This window comes from Ruegeria sp. AD9, assembly GCF_056542305.1.
Genome location: NZ_JBQFZP010000002.1, coordinates 335,002 through 352,536 on the forward strand (window position 1 = coordinate 335,002; position 17,535 = coordinate 352,536).

The window sequence follows — 17,535 nt, forward strand, 5'->3', positions numbered from 1 at the left end:
TAGTGTGAGAAAGGTATTGTCATGCTGTACTGGTTGACCGCCCTGTCGGATGGCGGGGATTTCTGGAACCTCTTCCGGTATATCACCTTCCGCGCAGGCGGTGCCTTCATGACGGCACTGATCTTTGGGTTCATCTTCGGAAAGCCCCTGATCAACGTGCTGCGCAGAAAGCAGGGCAAGGGCCAGCCGATCCGCAATGATGGCCCCGAGGGGCATTTTTCCAAGGCAGGCACGCCAACAATGGGCGGGTTGCTGATTGTCGGTGCTCTTGTGACCTCGACCCTCGTCTGGGCACGTCTGGACAACCCTTACGTCTGGATGGTGCTTTTCGTGACCCTGTCTTATGCGGCCATTGGATTCGCGGATGACTATGCCAAGGTGTCGAAACAGAACACCAAGGGCGTTCCGGGGCGGATGCGCCTTGCCTTGGGCGTGATCATCGCGGTGCTGGCCGCGCTCTGGGCGACGTTGCACCACCCCGAAGCGTTGCAGAATCAACTGGCCGTGCCGGTGTTCAAGGACACGCTGGTCAATCTGGGTATCTTCTATATCCCGTTCTCGATTGTCGTGATCGTAGGGGCCGCCAACGCGGTAAACCTGACCGACGGTCTGGACGGTCTGGCCATCATGCCAGCGATGATCGCCGCCTCGACGCTGGGCGTGATCGCCTATGCCGTGGGCCGCGTCGACTTTACCGAATATCTCGACGTGCATTACGTGCCGGGCACGGGTGAGATCTTTATCTTCACCTCTGCGCTCTTTGGTGCGGGTCTGGGATTTCTGTGGTACAACGCCCCCCCGGCGGCGGTGTTCATGGGGGATACCGGATCGCTGGCACTGGGCGGCGCGCTGGGCGCTATTGCCGTGGCCACCAAGCACGAGTTGGTTCTGGCCGTCGTCGGCGGCCTGTTCGTGGTCGAGGCGTTGAGCGTGATCATTCAGGTTCTCTACTTCAAACGCACCGGCAAGCGGGTTTTCCTGATGGCCCCGATCCATCATCATTATGAGAAAAAGGGCTGGGCCGAGCCTACCATCGTCATCCGCTTCTGGATCATCTCGCTGATCCTGGCGATGATCGGTCTGGCAACGCTGAAGGTCCGGTGACGCTCCCGCCAGGTTCGAAGGGCCTGCGGCCCTCCTGCCACCTGTTGGGCCCGGCTCGCGCCGCCGCGCGAGCCTGACACGCCCCTTGTCATTGTGATTTTCTTCAGTGCAGTGTGGCCTCCAAATCCAAATCAAAGAAGGTGGTTAGAATGATCCCGGTCAAAGGCTTTTCAGGGCAGAAAGTTGCGGTTCTGGGATTGGGCCGGTCCGGTCTGGCAACCGCACGCGCCTTGCGCGCAGGCGGGGCAGATCCGGTGTGCTGGGATGACAACCCGACAACCCGCGCCACAGCCGAGGGCGAAGGATTCTCCTGTGCCGACCTGCGCAAACAGGGGGCGTTTGACACCATTGCCACGCTCATCGTTTCGCCGGGCATTCCGCATCTTTATCCCGAACCCAACCCCGTGGTTGCCGCAGCCTTGGACGCAGGCGTGCCTGTGGACAATGATATCGGGCTGTTCTTCCGCTCTTTTGCGGGGCCGGAATGGAGCAACTATGACACTCCACCACGGGTCATCGCGGTCACCGGCTCGAACGGGAAATCCACCACCGCGGCGCTGATCCATCACATCCTGACCGAGGCCGGGCGCGAGGCGCAGCTGGCCGGAAATATCGGGCGCGGGGTCCTGGATATAGATCCGGGTGGCGATGGTTCGGTCGTGGTGCTGGAACTTTCCAGCTATCAGACGGAACTGGCCCGTGCGCTGACCCCGGATGTGGCGGTGTTCACCAACCTTTCGCCAGATCATCTGGACCGCCACGGCGGCATGGGGGGATATTTCGCGGCCAAACGGCGCCTCTTTGCCGAAGGCGGCCCGGACCGCGCGATCGTCGGCATCGATGAAACCGAAGGCGCCTTTCTTGCTGGCCAACTGGCCGAAGGGCCAGCGGATGACCGCGTAATTCGTATCTCGGTAACGCGAAAGCTGACGGGGCCGGGATGGCAGGTCTTTGCGCGCAAGGGGTTTTTGTCGGAATACCGCAAGGGGCGGCAGGCCGGGTCCATCGACCTGCGCGCGATCAAGGGCCTTCCCGGTGCCCATAACCACCAGAACGCCTGCGCGGCGTATGCGGCCTGCCGGTCGCTGGGCCTTGCGCCACGCGTGATCGAAGACGCGCTGCACTCGTTCCCGGGCCTGCCCCACCGCAGCCAGATCATCGCCGAGGCCGACGGGGTTACCTATGTCAACGACTCCAAGGCGACCAATGTCGACAGCGCCCTGAAAGCGCTTATGGCGTTCAAAAAGATCCGATGGATCTGTGGCGGCCTTGAAAAGGAAGGCGGTGTCGCAGCCCTGAACGCAGCAGCGGATCAGGTGATCAAAGCCTATGTTATCGGTCGTGAGGCGGCGGGCTTTGCGATGCAACTGACGTCCGACGCACAGGTTTGTACCACGATGGAGGCGGCAGTGGCGCAGGCCATGGCGGATGCACAGGCGGGCGAGACTGTTCTGCTGGCTCCGGCAGCGGCAAGTTTCGATCAATATGACAATTTCGAACAGCGTGGCGATGACTTCACGGCGCAGGTGCAAAAACGGCTGGGCTAATGTCGCATCTGCAACAGCCCGCCAGTAGATGTGGACATTTTTCAGTCAGATTGACACTTTGTTGGAATTGAGGTTGCGTCACCTTAAGTTCAATAAAGAGGAAGCGGAAATGTCTGCACGCAAAATTCTCTCCATCCTTCCCGTCGTTGCACTGGCCGGGGCCTGTGCCAATAGCGGGGCGAATTATGTTCCTATAATCGACGGGCCTGTGGGGCCGAACTACCAGTCCGATCTGGCCAATTGTCAGGCGCTGGCGCGGTCCCGCCCGACGCTGGACAGCAACACCGCAGGCGCTGCCGCCATCGGCGCGGCCGGTGCTGCGGCAACCACGGCAATTATCGACAACAGCGCCAGCGATCTGGGTCGCGCGGCGGCCGCTGGTGCTCTGGTCGGTGTGGGTGCCAGTGCGATCAGCAACACCCAGAACCAGGAAGTGATCGTGCGCAACTGCATGCGCGGTCGCGGCTACAACGTCGTAGGTTAATGCCGCGCAAACGGAAGTGTAGGTTAATGCCTGGCGGCAATGGCAACACCTGCGGCATGGCCTGATGACCACGCCCATTGAAAGTTGTAGCCGCCAAGCCACCCGGTGACATCCACCGCTTCGCCAATCGCATAGAGGCCAGGGACATCCTTGGCCTCCATCGTTTTCGACGACAGATCATCGGTATCTATTCCGCCCAGTGTGACCTCGGCAGTGCGATACCCTTCGGTTCCCGACGGTACCAGCCGCCAGTCAGACAGGGCCGCGACCAGTTCAGACAGCTTCGCGTCCGACTGATCGGCCAGATTGCCGGACATCGGAATGACTTGGCTCAGATACTCGACCAGCCGGGACGGCAGATGCCGCGCCAGTTCCGTTGTCAGCGCCTTGCGCCCGGCGTTTTGCCGTTGCGCACGCAGCAGATCGAACAGGGGCAGTTCGGGGATCAGGTTCACGCCGATCTCCTCACCTTCGCGCCAATAAGAGGACAGCTGCAAAACGGACGGCCCGCTGAGGCCGCGATGGGTGAACAACAGCGCTTCGTCAAAACTTGTGCGTTCGTTAGAGAGCCGCACGGGCAGGGAAACACCGGACAGGTCCTTGAACCGGCCATCCGAAAAGGTGAATGGCACCAGCGCCGCGCGGGTGTCGGTCACCCGCAGGCCAAACTGCCGGGCAATGTCATAGGCCAGCCCGGTCGCGCCCATCTTGGGGATGGATTTGCCCCCCGTGGCCAGCACCAGATTGGCACAGGTCAGATGCAGGCGCTGCCCCTCACGCTCGACCTCCAGCGCGAATCCGGTGCCATCCTTGCGCAGATCACGCAGCGCGGTCTGGACCCACAGCTCGGCGCCGGCGCGGCTCATCTCGTCCAGCAACATCTGGATGATCTGCTTTGAAGAGCCATCACAGAACAACTGCCCAAGCGTTTTCTCATGCCATTTGATGCCGTGCCGGTTCACCAGATCGACAAAATCCCACTGCGTGAACCGCGCCAGCGCGGATTTGCAGAAATGCGGGTTTTGCGACAGGAAGTTGTCCGGGCCTGCATACATATTGGTGAAATTGCACCGCCCTCCGCCTGAGATGCGGATTTTCTCGCCCGGTGCCTTGGCGTGGTCGATCACCAGCACCCGCCCACCGCAACGGGCCGCGCACATCATGCCTGCCGCTCCGGCGCCCAATATGATCGTATCGAACCTCATGCACCGCCCTTGGCGTGGATTTTCGGCGATGACAAGGGTGAAACCCGGCGCATCGGGCCTGAGGCAAAGGATTTGGTTGTCAGGTGAATGATTCCCGGAAAATCGGGGCCTGCGGGCGGTGACACCCTTGCACGGGGGCCGGTTTGGGCTGTTTGTCGGGATTTTGCGCGGGTGTTTCGGGGCTGGGCTGGAAGGGTGCAGATCGCAGAAAACTACGTTCGGGTCCGATCAAATTGGGGCACCGTTCAGGTTGTGCGAGGCACCTGATCCCGCCACATGTGGGGCCACCAAACAGGGTGGTGACTGGCTTGACCGGCTGAAACGGCGCGGGCCGGGCAACGTTCGGATACTTTTTGGAGAATCGATTTCCGGTACCTGTCAGCCGCTGTTGCGTCGTACTGTCCGCCCGGTTCAGCGGCAACAGGAAGGTCCAATGCCAAGGACTTGACCGGGGTCAGCCCTCGCGCACTCCTAACGGGAAGTCTTGCCGCATCATCCCGTCTTGCCCGCCAAGCACCAAGCGCCACAGATGCCGGGTAAATTGGCCAAATTACACCGAAAAATATGTGCAAAAATAAAAATATGTCGACGGAAGTTCACTAAAACAATACAATAACCCTTATTATTTTGAACTTAACGCATTTTAGAAACCAAATCTCATCAGCGGGCCGATTAATGCCTCGTGATTTCCATTCAGGCCCCTGGCCCGTCCCGCGCAATGCAGCGCCATTCACACCCGTCGGCTGCATTTGCAATCACAACACGCCTCTGATGCGTGCCAGCCCGCCTGTTTTCGGGGTGGCACATTTCAACAAGTTAAAGAGTTCCGAGACACGATCATGGGTATTACTCTGAATTTGAACAATCCAAGCGACCTTCCCAAGGCGCGGCTCAGGGCGATCCTGTTCCTTGATGCATGTGATTACTCTGCCGCCGTCCGCGAGGCCGAGCTTGAAACGCTGGCCAGAATCCGCCGCGATCTGAACTGCGTCAGCGATCTGGTTAACAGCTTTCGGGGCCGGGTGACCGGCCTGACCGGTGACGGGCTATGCGCCGTCTTTCCAAGTGCGCGTGCCGCCGTCGAAACTGCGCTGGGGGTGCAGGATGTCCTGACCCATGCCCCCGACCGGTACGCCAAGGGGTATCGAATTGGGATACATCTGGGCGACACGTTCGAGGTTGACCAGCAGATCATCGGTGACGCCGTGAACACGGCAGCGCGCATCGAAAGCGTCGGCTCATCCGGCGAGGTTCTGGTCTCAAGCGTTGTGCGCAATGCGCTGCGCGGGCGGCAGGATTTCCTGTTCAACTCGATCGGGCGGCCCAATCTCAAGAATATCGGTGCCTCGCTCGAGCTGTTTAAAGTGGCCCGCGCGACAATCGACGTCCCCTATGAGAAGGACGGAAAAGAACAGCCGGTTCCTGTTCCCGCCAACCCAACGGCTTTCCGGTCAGAACAGCTGTCATTCACCTTACCGCGCCCGAATTTCGTGATCGGTCTGTTGTCTCCGGATGTAGGGGGTGGTTCCGAAACCGCGGCATTCGTGTCCAACATCGTTGCGGAACAGCTGTCCAAATCCCTTACCGAAACCGAAGCGCTTGAGGTTCAGGATTACCGGGTGCCGCAGATTGCGTTCCCGCAGGAACCTTTGTCGGCAGGGCCTGACCTGTTCCTGCAATGCCGCGCCTCGACCTGTGGCAGCATGTTGCAAGTGTCCGCCACAGCAATGCGGTCGGAAGACAGGAAAGTGATCTGGAGCCAGAATGTAGTGGCCGATCAAGGTGACTTTCTGGGTCAAAACTGCTCTGGGCTGACGTCGTTCATCAGTTATGCCACCGACGCCTTGCTGACGGCCTTGCTGAACGGGCGTCACATGCGCGACCCGGCCGCCCATCACGCGGCGAAAACCGCCGTTGCCGCCGTGCATCACCTGCTGACCATGACCGGGCCGGGGCTGGACCAGCTCGAGGCCGATATTCTGGCGGCTTACGAGCTTGATCCCAAGCCGGTCTATCTGGCGTGGCTGGCCTATGTCACGACCTTCAAGGTCGGCGAACGGTACGGTACCTGGGATGCCGCGCTGGAAGCGCAGGCGCGCGATCTGGCCCGCCGCGCGGTCGAGGCTGACCCGGATAACGGCACCGTTCTGGGCCTTGTCGCCCACGTGCACTCCTACGTGTTCCGAGAGTTTTCGGTAGCGCAGGATCTGGTCGACCGCGCGCTCGAGCTCAGCCCTTATCGGGCGATGAGCTGGGATTCAGCCGCCATGCTCTATTGCTACACGGATCGTCCGGCGCTGGCGGTTGAAGCCGCGCAGAAGGCAAGGCTTATCGGGCGGCACAGCCCATACCGGCACCTGTTCGACGGGGCCGGTTGCGTCGCCGCGCTGGTCAATGGCGAGTTCGAGAAATCCATCAGGTTCGGAGAATCCGTGATGGAGGTTCAGCCGCAGTTCAAAACCGTCATGCGCTATCTGGCTGCGGCTTACGGGCACGCAGGTGACCGGCAGCGAGGCGAGTTCGCCTTGCAGCGGTTGACCAGCCTGGAACCGGACATGTCGCTGGCCTGCATCCAGCAGGACCGGTTCCCGGTGCCAACACGGTTCAGCGCGCAACTGATGGAAAGCGGCCTGTCCAGGATCGGGTTGCCGCAACACGCTTGAAGTAGGGGTAAAAGTAGGGGGTTTACTTATGTCTTACGTGTCCACGCTCAACGGTTTCGGAATGATGGTCCGACGTGGTGAGCTGATCTCGTGCAAAGTGGTGAAACTGATGAACCTTGCCGGAACCGGTGGTCTCGGTGCCTCACCGGGGGACAATCGAAAGGCGTTGGACAATTTCATTTACGACGCGCAGAGGGAAAGCTTCATCGATTACCTCAATGCCATTCATGATCTGGATCCCGAGTTGCTGGATATTGAAAAACTGCGCGAGCTTACCGAGTTCATGCAGAACGAAGAATTCATCGACCCCTTCAGGTCTGACAGCCGTGTAAAAGGTGCGAAAGACGAAGAGATCGGGAAACGCTCTGCCCTCGGCGCGGCGTCTGTCGCGATGAGCGCATCTTCGGCATTCGCACTGAACCGAAACCGCAATAGAAACCGCAATCGGAACAGAAACCGGAACCGAAACAGAAATCGCAATCGTAACAGAAACCGCAGCGATTTTGACGTCGGCGGCAGCGATGCCTCCTTCGGCTGGCGCGAGATGCGCGATCTGTGCCGGATCGGTATGCTGCCCGCATCCGGATTGCTGGGCAAGGTCTGGGAAAATATCGATCTTCTGCCGCCACCGGGGCCTGACGAAAGCATGAAGGAAACTGAATACCTGCTGATCCTGCAAGGGCGGCTCAAGTGGTCAAATCAGGCAACACGGCGCGAGGAAATCGTGGCGCAGGCAGGCTTTGGCATCGATGAATATCTCAGTCCGCTGGGCATTGACGAGAAGGGCGGCTTTGATGCGACCCGCGCGCTGATGACGATCCTGCTGGAACTGACGAATGAAATCGGCCTGACCTACAAGAACCGCTTCAGCCGGCCCAGACCCAATATTATCCAGCCGCTGATCCGGCCCTTTCTTCCGGTGCCTTATCATGCGGCTTACCCCTCGAACCACTCCTACCAATCCTTCGCGATTGCCGAACTGTTCTCGCGTCTGATCCCCGAACATCCGGGCACTGTCGCTTTGTTCCACCGCGCCCAGCGGATTGCTGAAAACCGCGAATGGGCCGGTTTGCATTATCCAAGCGACACAGCCGCCGGGCGAAGTCTGGCCAGAAAAACCGTGGCTTACCTGACCGAGGTTCTGGACGAACTGATGGACGAAGCACAAGACGAATGGTTGGGCTAAGGATCAACGCGAGGTGACGAAATGACCGCAGGAAACGAAGACTACGCACGCTATTACTATCTCTGGCATCTGGTCGCGATCAAAGCCTTGACCGTCAAGGCGCCCCTACCAGCCGACGGAGAGACCTGCCCGGAAATCGATACCGCGACCTGGGATTTCACAGGTCCCGCTCTGGCCGAGGCGAAAATCGCCCTGATCGACATGGGCGTGGCCCCGCATCACCCGAACCTGAAATCGCCGGACACCGGACCGGTTCCGGCGGACAGGGTCATTCGGGACGACGCCCTTGATCTGGCCAGCCACCCGTTCGGCGTCAAATACATCGACCGGTCGACTGTTGCGGCAGGGGCCGAGCATATCGAAGAACAGGTGCAACATCTGTCGGGCATTCAGGACCCCTTGGGCATTCCGGGCCTGACCTCTCAGGAACGGCGGGTGATTGCCGGGCTGAGGTCGGGTTTTGGCGTCAAACGTTACATCGATGCCTATGACGATCGCTATGCCGGGCACGGCACCAGCTGTGCCGGGCTGGCCTGCGGAACCAGCTTTGCAGCCGATCAATTCGGCAATACCGGCAATATCGCGGCGTATTACGGGGTCGATCCCAAAAGCAGGATTATTCCGATCACGACGTCGATCTCGCCCAGCCCGGAAGAATTGATTGCGGCGTTTCTTTATGCCCTCCACAAAGGCGCGCATGTCATCCTGTTTCCGCGCGATGCCGCGAACCCTGCTCATTGGCCGGGATATAGATTTCGCCCTGCCACTGGCACCGAGCCGTTCTATCCGGGTCTGGACTCGCACGAAAAGACCCGCCTGCACGAGACGAGGCGCGACGAACCCGACGGCGACGCGCGCGACATCTCGATGGCATGGTCGGCGCTGGACAAGATCATCAAATGGGTCAGCACGAGAATTCCGGTGGTCTGTGCCGCTGGCAATGACGGTCGAAGCGAGTTGATTTATCCTGCCAGCTTGTCTGGTGATCCAACCAACGGGATCATCTCGGTGGGGGCCGTCAACTATAATGGCACCCGGTCCGGGTATTCGAACTACTCTGCTGATCTGACCGTATCCGCCCCTTCGGATGACGGTGAGATATACAACCGCTATCAAATTCGTCTGGACCGTGATGCAGCCTCGGCCACTGACTTCCATCTGGAAAACCCGAAACATCACCTGAAACGCGACGGCAGTGGTGACGCGATCCCGATTGTCGATTTCGCATCTCAACGGTTGGTGACGTTGGATGTGCCGGGCCCGCGGGGCTATGTCGAAGGCAGCCTTGCCGCGGCTGTCGAAACCCGAAAAAAGGCTGTGGATGATCCTGCCGGGCTTTATACTGAATTCGGCGGAACTTCGGGGGCCTCGGCCCTCGTTGCAGGGGCGATCGCGATGATGCAGCGAAAGTCGCCCAATGTTCTCAATGGTGTGCAGATCAAAGCCATCTTCAAGAACCTCGAAACATCTGCAACGCGTTTCGACAACACCCACTGGTATTGGTCCTCTGCCGCAGGAACCCTGCAAGCTGACGCGATCAACGGTTACACGCCACCCCCCAGGGCCGAACTGTTCGGTGTGGCGGGGTTGCTGGATGTGCCGCTGCTGCTGACCAAAGTCTGACAGCCCGCCGCCTTCCGCCCGGTGGCCGTCGCAACACGGCTGACCGGCGGTCCGGGTGTGCGGCACGGGTCTTGGGCGGGAAATCCCGATTTGCCCGCGAACAGGCTGGCCTGATCGCCAAATTGCATGTAGACTTTCAGCCAGATCCCGAAAACGGGGCGTTAACGAGGCAGAGAGTGGCGGTATCTCATGACTGAGATGGTGTATGGCGCGGTCCAAGACCAGCGCGGAGAACCGATTCTACCGAAATGGTGGCGTACTATCGATCGCTGGACGATGTCCTGCGTTCTGATCCTGTTTACCATCGGACTGTTGCTGGGGCTGGCCTCTTCGCCGCCGCTGGCCGGTCGTAACGGGTTCGATCCCTTCCATTATGTCGAGCGCCAGGCCTTCTTTGGCGGATTGGCTCTGATCGCGATGCTGCTGACCTCGATGATGTCTCCAACCTTGGTGCGGCGTCTGGCCGTTCTGGGTTTTCTGGGGGCCTTCGTCGCTCTGGTCTTCCTGCCGGTGTTTGGAACGGATTTCGGCAAAGGCGCGGTGCGCTGGTATTCACTGGGCTTTGCCTCGCTGCAACCGTCCGAGTTTCTGAAACCCGGCTTTGTCGTCGTGGCTGCATGGCTGCTGGCCGCCTCGCAGGAAATCAACGGTCCTCCGGGGCGGTTGTGGTCCTTTGCGCTCTGCATGGCCATCGTGGCCATGTTGGTGATGCAACCCGATTTCGGTCAGGCCTGCCTGATCCTGTTCGGCTGGGGCGTCATGTATTTCGTGGCCGGGGCCCCGATGCTGCTGTTGCTGGGCATGGCCGGTGTTGTCGTTCTGGGCGGGATGTTGGCCTATTCGAATTCCGAACACTTTGCCCGCCGCATCGACGGCTTTCTGAATCAAGAGGTCGATCCGACCACCCAGCTTGGCTATGCAACCAACGCCATCCGCGAAGGCGGGTTGTTCGGCGTCGGCGTGGGGGAAGGGCAGGTGAAATGGTCACTGCCCGATGCCCATACCGATTTCATCATCGCCGTCGCGGCCGAGGAATACGGCCTGATCCTCGTCATGATCATCATTGCGCTGTATGCGCTGATCGTCGTGCGCTCGCTGCTGCGGCTGATGCGCGAACGCGACATGTTCATTCGTCTGGCCGGTACCGGTCTGGCCTGCATGTTTGGCGTTCAGGCGATGATCAACATGGGTGTTGCGGTACGTCTGTTGCCCGCCAAAGGCATGACTTTGCCGTTCGTCAGCTATGGCGGCTCGTCGCTGATTGCAGGCGGTATTGCCGTCGGCATGCTGCTGGCCTTCACCCGAAACCGCCCACAGGGCGAACTAGGCGATATTCTGCGCGGACGAGGATAATGGGGAACCCTTACCTGTTGATTGCGGCTGGCGGCACCGGGGGCCATATGTTCCCCGCTCAGGCGCTGGCCGAGGCGATGCTGCACAAGGGCTGGCGCGTGCGCCTGTCCACCGACCCGCGCGGTGCGCGCTATACCGGCGGCTTTCCCCATTCGACTGAAATTGTCGAGGCGTCCTCGGCCACCTTCGCCCGTGGCGGTCTGGCGGCCAAGGCGATGGTTGGCCCGATTATCGCTGGTGGTGTCACCAGCATGGTCTTCCAGATGATGCGCGACAAACCCGATGTTGTCGTAGGCTTTGGCGGTTATCCCTCGATCCCGGCGCTGGGCGCAGCGACCCTGCTGAAAGTTCCGCGGATGATCCATGAACAGAACGGGGTACTGGGCCGCGTGAATCAGCTGTTTGCAACCCGCGTTGCACAGGTGGCCTGCGGCGTCTGGCCGACGGATCTGCCTGAAGGCGCGCATGGCATCCACACTGGCAACCCGGTACGTGCCGCGGTTCTGGACCGCGCCGCCGCCGGGTATATCCCGCCGGGTGACTATCCGATGTCGGTTCTGGTGATGGGCGGCTCGCAGGGTGCGCGCATCCTCAGCGATATGGTGCCCGGTGCGATTGCCGCGCTGCCCCAAGACCTTCGCGCGCATATCCGTGTCTCGCATCAGGCGCGGGATGAAGATGGCGAACGGGTCAGCGCATTCTACCAAGATCATGGTATCCGCGCCGACGTTCAGCCCTTCTTCGATGACATTCCCCGCCGCATGTCGGATGCGCAGCTTGTGATCTCGCGCTCGGGCGCGTCCAGCGTGGCGGATATCTCGGTCATCGGTCGCCCTTCGATCCTGATCCCGTTTGCTGCCGCCGCCGGGGATCATCAGACCGCCAACGCGCGCGGGCTGGTCCAGGCCGGTGGGGCCATCATGATCCCGGAAAATGCGCTTGACGTTCCCACGCTGACACAGCAAATCACCACGGTTCTCACGAACCCCGAAGCCGCACAGAAAATGGCCCATGGTGCCCTGTCGGTCGGGGCGCCCGATGCCACCCAGCGTCTGGTCGCTCTGGTCGAGCAGCTGGCGCAGAAGGAGACCACATGAACCCAGCAACCAAACTGCCGCAGGACGTAGGGCCGATCCACTTCGTGGGCATCGGCGGGATTGGCATGTCGGGCATCGCCGAGGTGCTGCTGAACCTGGGGTATCAGGTGCAGGGCTCCGATTTGAAAGCCTCGAAGATCACCGACCGGCTGGCCAGTTTGGGAGCCGAGATTTTCGTCGGCCAGCGCGCCGAAAACCTTGAAAACGCCGCTGTTGTGGTTGTCTCGACCGCGATCAAACCGGGTAACCCGGAACTGGACCAAGCCCGCGCCCGAGGGCTGCCGGTTGTCCGCCGCGCCGACATGCTGGCCGAACTGATGCGCCTGCGCTCGAACATTGCCATTGCCGGAACACACGGCAAGACCACCACGACGACCATGATGGCCGAACTGATGGTGGCCGGCGATTTCGATCCGACCGTGATCAATGGCGGCATCATCCACGCCTATGGATCGAACGCGCGGATGGGGCAGGGCGAATGGATGGTGGTCGAAGCCGACGAGAGCGATGGCTCGTTCAACCGCCTGCCCGCAACCATTGCCATTGTCACCAATATCGACCCCGAGCATATGGAACATTGGGGTGATTTCGACAGGCTGCGCGACGGCTTTTACGAATTCGTCTCGAACCTGCCATTCTACGGTCTGGCCGTCTGCTGCACCGATCATGCCGAGGTTCAGGCCCTTGTCGGCCGCATCACCGACCGCCGCGTGCGCACCTATGGGTTCAACGCGCAGGCGGATGTGCGGGCTGTGAACCTGACCTATAAGGGCGGCGTGGCGCATTTCGACATCCACCTGCAATACGAAGACAAGATGATCGAAGGCTGCACCCTGCCGATGCCCGGCGATCACAACGTCTCAAACGCGCTGTCCGCTGTGGCTGTCGCCCGCCATCTGGGTATGAAAGCTGCGGAAATCCGCGACGCGCTGGCCAATTTCGGCGGCGTCAACCGTCGCTTTACAAAGGTCGGAGAAATCGACGGTGTCACCATCATCGACGATTACGGCCACCACCCGGTCGAAATCGCCGCCGTTCTCAAGGCCGCCCGTCAGGCGACCGAAGGCCGCGTGATCGCCGTGCATCAGCCGCACCGCTATTCGCGCCTGTCCAACCTGTTTGACGATTTCTGCACCTGTTTCAACGACGCCGATGTCGTGGCCATTGCCGAGGTTTTTGCCGCTGGCGAAGACCCGGTCGAAGGCGCGTCACGCGACGATCTGGTGCAGGGTCTGATCCGTCACGGCCACCGCCACGCCCGTGCGCTGCTGGATGAAGACGACCTTGAACGCCTCGTGCGCGAACAGGCCCGTCCGGGCGATATGGTCGTCTGCCTCGGGGCCGGTACGATCAGCGCCTGGGCCAATGGCCTGCCCGAGAGATTGCAAAGAAAACAAGCTGTTTGACGCGTCATTTGTTTGTCGCACAACTTAAAAGTGTGATACTCTGACCGCAAAAGTCGCGTGTCCTCGGAGGGGCGAATGGACTATTCGATGATCTTTGCAGCGCTATGGGTGATCTGCGCCACCATCGTGGCAATGTTGCCGATGCGGCTGCAATTCCCGCCGGGGTTTGTCCTGTTGGTCTGCGCACCAGTGCTGGTCGTATGGCTTGGATATGTCCACGGCTGGTTCTGGTCGGTCGCGGCATTTGCCGGGTTCGTGTCGATGTTTCGCAACCCCATCCGGTATTACTGGCGCAAATGGACAGGGCACGAGGTCGCGGAATGACATGGTCTATCGCTCTGGCGGCCCTGTGGGGCTTTGCCGCCAACATCCTTGCGCTGATCCCCAGTACCGACAACCACTGGACGCGCGCCTATATCCTGATCATCGTGGGCATTCCCATCGTCGGCTATGTCACCTATGAAAACGGCCCCTGGATCGGTTTGCTGGTGCTGGCAATGGGCATGTCCGTGCTGCGCTGGCCGGTGATTTATCTGACCCGTTGGACAAAGGCGAAAATGCAGGGCATGAAGGCGGCCAAAGAATAACCGGCCAACTTCAGGAGATCTGTCATGGCGACAATCGCCACACTTGCCTATCTACCGCTCGTTTCCTTCGTTCTGGGTGCCGCTGCCGGGTTTACGGCGGGCCGCTGGCTTGGCCTGCGCAGCCTTCTGTGGCTGATCGGGCTGACATCCGCGGTTGGTCTGGGGCTGATCGTCGTGCTGGCTGGTGTCGGAACGGGTGAAGAAGACAAGGCGTTCGGCCCACTGGTCTGGTTGACTGCTGGCGTTCTCCCCTTCCTTTTTGCCGCAATCATGGGCGGGGTCGGTGGGCGCAGCCTGGCGGTGCGCGCGACTTCATGACACGGCTTCCCCCTGTCCTTTCTGACGTCCGGGGCCGCCTGTCCAAAGCGCGTAACCTGTCAGACCTCACATGGCTCCGCGTCGGTGGACCGGCGGATTACCTGTTCCAGCCTGCCGATATCGAAGACTTGCAGGCCTTCCTGCGCGATCTGCCGGATGGTGTGCCGGTCTTCCCGATGGGGGTCGGCTCGAACCTCATCGTGCGCGATGGCGGCATGCGGGCCGTTGTGATCCGGCTGGGGCGCGGGTTCAACACCATCTCGGTTGAGGGCAATACGGTCATCGCGGGCGCTGCCGCACTGGACGCGCATGTTGCGCGCAAGGCCGCGGATGAGGGCGTGGACCTGACCTTTCTGCGCACCATCCCTGGCTCGATCGGGGGCGCGGTGCGGATGAATGCGGGCTGTTATGGCAGCTACACGGCGGACGTGCTGCGCAAGGCCACCATTGTCACCCGGCAGGGCGACCTGCGGGACCTGACACCCGAGGATCTGAACTTTCGCTATCGCCAGTCCGACCTGCCCGAAGGCGCCGTTCTGATTTCGGCCATGTTCAAAGGCCCGTCCGGCGATCCCGATGACCTTCACGCCCGAATGGAAGCGCAACTGAAAAAGCGTGACGAAACACAGCCCACCAAGGACCGCAGCGCCGGATCGACCTTCCGCAACCCGGCCGGGTTTTCCTCGACCGGGCAGGCCGATGACGTGCATGACCTCAAGGCGTGGAAAGTGATCGACGATGCGGGAATGCGCGGTGCGGCACGCGGCGGGGCGCAGATGAGCCCGAAACACTCGAACTTCCTGATCAATACCGGCACCGCCACCGCTGACGACCTCGAAGGTCTGGGCGAAGAGGTGCGAAAAAAGGTTTACGAAACAAGCGGCATCACGCTAGAGTGGGAAATCATGCGGGTCGGTGATCCGCTAAAAGAATAAAGCCCCGACCGTCAGATCAAAACAGGCAAATTCAGGCGACGGATCAAAGGCATAAACGCAGTACGGGCCACCACATAAGGTCCGGGGACATTGAGGCGCACATTGGGTATGTCGAGCAGGACAAACCCCAAAGTGGCGGTATTGATGGGCGGCCCCTCGGCGGAACGCGAGGTGTCTCTCAGCTCTGGGCGCGAATGCGCGGCCGCCCTTGTGGGAGAAGGCTTTGAAGTGGTCGAACTGGACGCAGGTCCCGACCTCTATGCGCGCCTGTTGGATATTCAGCCGGATGTGGTTTTCAACGCCCTGCATGGCCGCTGGGGCGAGGATGGCTGCGTGCAGGGGATGCTGGAATGGATGCGTATCCCCTATACCCATTCGGGCGTTCTGGCCTCGGCCCTTGCCATGGACAAGCAACGCAGCAAGGACGTCTATCAGGCCGAAGGTCTGCCCGTTGTCCCCAGTGTGATCGTCCCGCGGGCCGAAGTGACCCGCGCCCATGTGATGGAACCGCCCTATGTGGCCAAGCCCAATAACGAAGGGTCCAGTGTCGGCATCTACATCGTTCACGAAAACGCCAACGGCCCGCCGCAGCTGTCCGAAGACATGCCCGACCAGATCATGGTCGAGAAATACGTGGCCGGGCGCGAGCTGACCGTGACCGTCATGGGCGACCGCGCCCTGACCGTGACCGAGATCATGACCGATGGCGGCTGGTACGATTATGACGCCAAGTACAAACCCGGCGGATCATGGCACGTGGTCCCCGCCGATATCCCGCAGGATATCTTTGATCGCTGTATGGATTATGCCTTGCGCGCGCATGATGCTTTGGGCTGCAAGGGTGTCAGCCGCACCGATTTTCGCTGGGATGACAGCGCGGGTGCTGATGGGCTGTTTCTGCTGGAAACCAATACCCAGCCGGGCATGACACCCACCTCGCTGGCCCCGGAACAGGCCGCGCATATGGGCATGACATTTGGTCAGCTCTGCGCCTGGATGGTTAAGGACGCCTCATGCAACCGTTAATCGCCAGCCGCTCTCTGGAAATCCATCGCACCAAGCCCCTTGCCGGGCCGGATGCCGATTTTGCCTCGGCAGATACGGAACCGCATGACACCCAGCCCATTCTGCGTCTGCGCGGGGCGCGGGTGTTTTCCCGCACCGCACGCCGCAGCGATCCGGCCCCGTCGCGCCTCAGCTATCGTCTTCAGCGCTGGATGCTGACACCGGGCATCCGTCTGGGCGTCAAGCTTGGCCTGCCGATCTGCGCCATTGCCGCGGCAGTTGGCGTCTATTTTGCCTCTCAGGAACGGCGCGAAGCGCTTGGTACCTATATTGCCGATATTCGCACCTCGATTCAGGAACGCCCCGAGTTCATGGTCAACCTGATGGCCATCGACGGGGCAGGCACCAGCCTGTCCGATGATATCCGCGAGGTCGTGCCTCTGGATTTCCCGATCAGTTCCTGGGATCTGGATGTCGAACAGATGCGCGACACGATCACCGGGCTTGATCCGGTGAAATCGGCAACCGTACGTATCCGTCCGGGCGGCATCCTTCAGGTCAACGTGGTCGAGCGTCAGCCCGTGATTGTCTGGCGGACGCATGACGGGCTCGAACTGCTCGACGAGACCGGCGCGCATGTCAAGGAAACCACCTCTCGCAAGGACCATGCCGACCTGCCGCTGATCGCGGGCGCGGGCGCGGATGCACATGTGGCACAGGCGCTCGAGATCTTTCAGACCGCCCGCAGCCTGGGCAATCGTGTGCGCGGGCTGGTGCGCGTGGGTGAACGGCGCTGGGATCTGGTCCTGGACCGTGGCCAGCGCATCATGCTGCCGACCGAGCGCCCGGTGCGCGCGCTGGAACGCGTGCTTGCGGTGAACGAGGTGCAGGACCTTCTGGAACGCGACGTGGCCGTGGTCGACATGCGCCTAGGCCAGCGTCCCACCATCCGAATGACCAAAGCCGCCAGCGAAGACTGGTGGAATACAAAAGTGACACTGAGTAACGGGCAGTAACGAGCA

The 17,535-nt window shown here is 60.8% G+C and carries 16 protein-coding genes; 15 read left to right on the forward strand and 1 reads right to left on the reverse strand.

Annotated features, from left to right (window positions below; genetic code table 11):
• Positions 1-21 precede the first annotated feature (21 nt).
• From mraY to ACR0AM_RS04685, 3 genes are all read left to right on the forward strand, one after another.
• Positions 22-1,104 (forward strand): phospho-N-acetylmuramoyl-pentapeptide-transferase, encoded by a 1,083-nt coding sequence (gene mraY, locus ACR0AM_RS04675; protein ID WP_480475931.1) that lies wholly within the window; start codon positions 22-24, stop codon positions 1,102-1,104.
• Positions 1,105-1,253: 149 nt separating this feature from the next.
• Entirely contained in the window at positions 1,254-2,651 is a 1,398-nt protein-coding gene (murD, locus tag ACR0AM_RS04680) for a UDP-N-acetylmuramoyl-L-alanine--D-glutamate ligase (protein WP_480622251.1), read from the forward strand.
• Positions 2,652-2,760: 109 nt separating this feature from the next.
• Positions 2,761-3,135 (forward strand): glycine zipper family protein, encoded by a 375-nt coding sequence (locus ACR0AM_RS04685; RefSeq protein WP_480475937.1) that lies wholly within the window; start codon positions 2,761-2,763, stop codon positions 3,133-3,135.
• Positions 3,136-3,158: 23 nt separating this feature from the next.
• Here ACR0AM_RS04685 and ACR0AM_RS04690 read toward each other — a convergent pair whose 3' ends face one another.
• Positions 3,159-4,340 (reverse strand): BaiN/RdsA family NAD(P)/FAD-dependent oxidoreductase, encoded by a 1,182-nt coding sequence (locus ACR0AM_RS04690; RefSeq protein WP_480622252.1) that lies wholly within the window; start codon positions 4,338-4,340, stop codon positions 3,159-3,161.
• Positions 4,341-5,179: 839 nt separating this feature from the next.
• Here ACR0AM_RS04690 and ACR0AM_RS04695 point away from each other — a divergent pair.
• The 12 genes from ACR0AM_RS04695 to ACR0AM_RS04750 all read left to right on the forward strand — a co-directional run bounded on the left by ACR0AM_RS04695 (position 5,180) and on the right by ACR0AM_RS04750 (position 17,529).
• The gene (locus tag ACR0AM_RS04695) at positions 5,180-7,003 is read left to right on the forward strand and encodes an adenylate/guanylate cyclase domain-containing protein (protein ID WP_480622253.1); all 1,824 of its coding nucleotides are present in this window, start codon (positions 5,180-5,182) and stop codon (positions 7,001-7,003) included.
• A gap of 28 nt (positions 7,004-7,031) precedes the next feature.
• Complete coding sequence (locus ACR0AM_RS04700) at positions 7,032-8,189, forward strand: phosphatase PAP2 family protein (RefSeq protein ID WP_480604449.1); 1,158 nt, start codon at positions 7,032-7,034, stop codon at positions 8,187-8,189.
• A gap of 21 nt (positions 8,190-8,210) precedes the next feature.
• Positions 8,211-9,812 (forward strand): S8 family serine peptidase, encoded by a 1,602-nt coding sequence (locus ACR0AM_RS04705; protein WP_480516294.1) that lies wholly within the window; start codon positions 8,211-8,213, stop codon positions 9,810-9,812.
• A gap of 189 nt (positions 9,813-10,001) precedes the next feature.
• Positions 10,002-11,165: a putative lipid II flippase FtsW gene (ftsW, locus tag ACR0AM_RS04710; protein WP_480475947.1), complete on the forward strand. Its 1,164-nt coding sequence runs from the start codon at positions 10,002-10,004 to the stop codon at positions 11,163-11,165.
• On the forward strand, positions 11,165-12,262 hold the full coding sequence (locus ACR0AM_RS04715; RefSeq protein ID WP_480475949.1) for a UDP-N-acetylglucosamine--N-acetylmuramyl-(pentapeptide) pyrophosphoryl-undecaprenol N-acetylglucosamine transferase: 1,098 nt from the start codon (positions 11,165-11,167) through the stop codon (positions 12,260-12,262). Before ftsW ends, ACR0AM_RS04715 begins: the two co-directional genes overlap by 1 nt.
• Complete coding sequence (gene murC, locus ACR0AM_RS04720; protein ID WP_480622254.1) at positions 12,259-13,668, forward strand: UDP-N-acetylmuramate--L-alanine ligase; 1,410 nt, start codon at positions 12,259-12,261, stop codon at positions 13,666-13,668. Before ACR0AM_RS04715 ends, murC begins: the two co-directional genes overlap by 4 nt.
• 75 nt (positions 13,669-13,743) lie before the next feature.
• Positions 13,744-13,992 carry a DUF2484 family protein gene (locus ACR0AM_RS04725; protein ID WP_480622255.1) on the forward strand — a complete coding sequence of 83 codons (249 nt, stop codon included), beginning with the start codon at positions 13,744-13,746 and terminating at the stop codon, positions 13,990-13,992.
• Positions 13,989-14,255, forward strand: a complete 267-nt coding sequence (locus ACR0AM_RS04730; RefSeq protein WP_480475955.1) for a DUF2484 family protein — start codon at positions 13,989-13,991, stop codon at positions 14,253-14,255. The genes ACR0AM_RS04725 and ACR0AM_RS04730 overlap by 4 nt, the downstream gene beginning before the upstream one ends.
• Positions 14,256-14,279: 24 nt before the next feature.
• Positions 14,280-14,573 (forward strand): hypothetical protein, encoded by a 294-nt coding sequence (locus ACR0AM_RS04735; protein WP_480622256.1) that lies wholly within the window; start codon positions 14,280-14,282, stop codon positions 14,571-14,573.
• Complete coding sequence (gene murB, locus ACR0AM_RS04740) at positions 14,570-15,508, forward strand: UDP-N-acetylmuramate dehydrogenase (RefSeq protein ID WP_480622257.1); 939 nt, start codon at positions 14,570-14,572, stop codon at positions 15,506-15,508. Before ACR0AM_RS04735 ends, murB begins: the two co-directional genes overlap by 4 nt.
• Before the next feature lie 102 nt (positions 15,509-15,610).
• A complete protein-coding gene (locus ACR0AM_RS04745; protein ID WP_480493807.1) occupies positions 15,611-16,534 on the forward strand; it encodes a D-alanine--D-alanine ligase in 924 nt (307 codons plus the stop codon).
• Complete coding sequence (locus ACR0AM_RS04750; protein ID WP_480475959.1) at positions 16,522-17,529, forward strand: cell division protein FtsQ/DivIB; 1,008 nt, start codon at positions 16,522-16,524, stop codon at positions 17,527-17,529. Before ACR0AM_RS04745 ends, ACR0AM_RS04750 begins: the two co-directional genes overlap by 13 nt.
• Positions 17,530-17,535 lie beyond the last annotated feature (6 nt).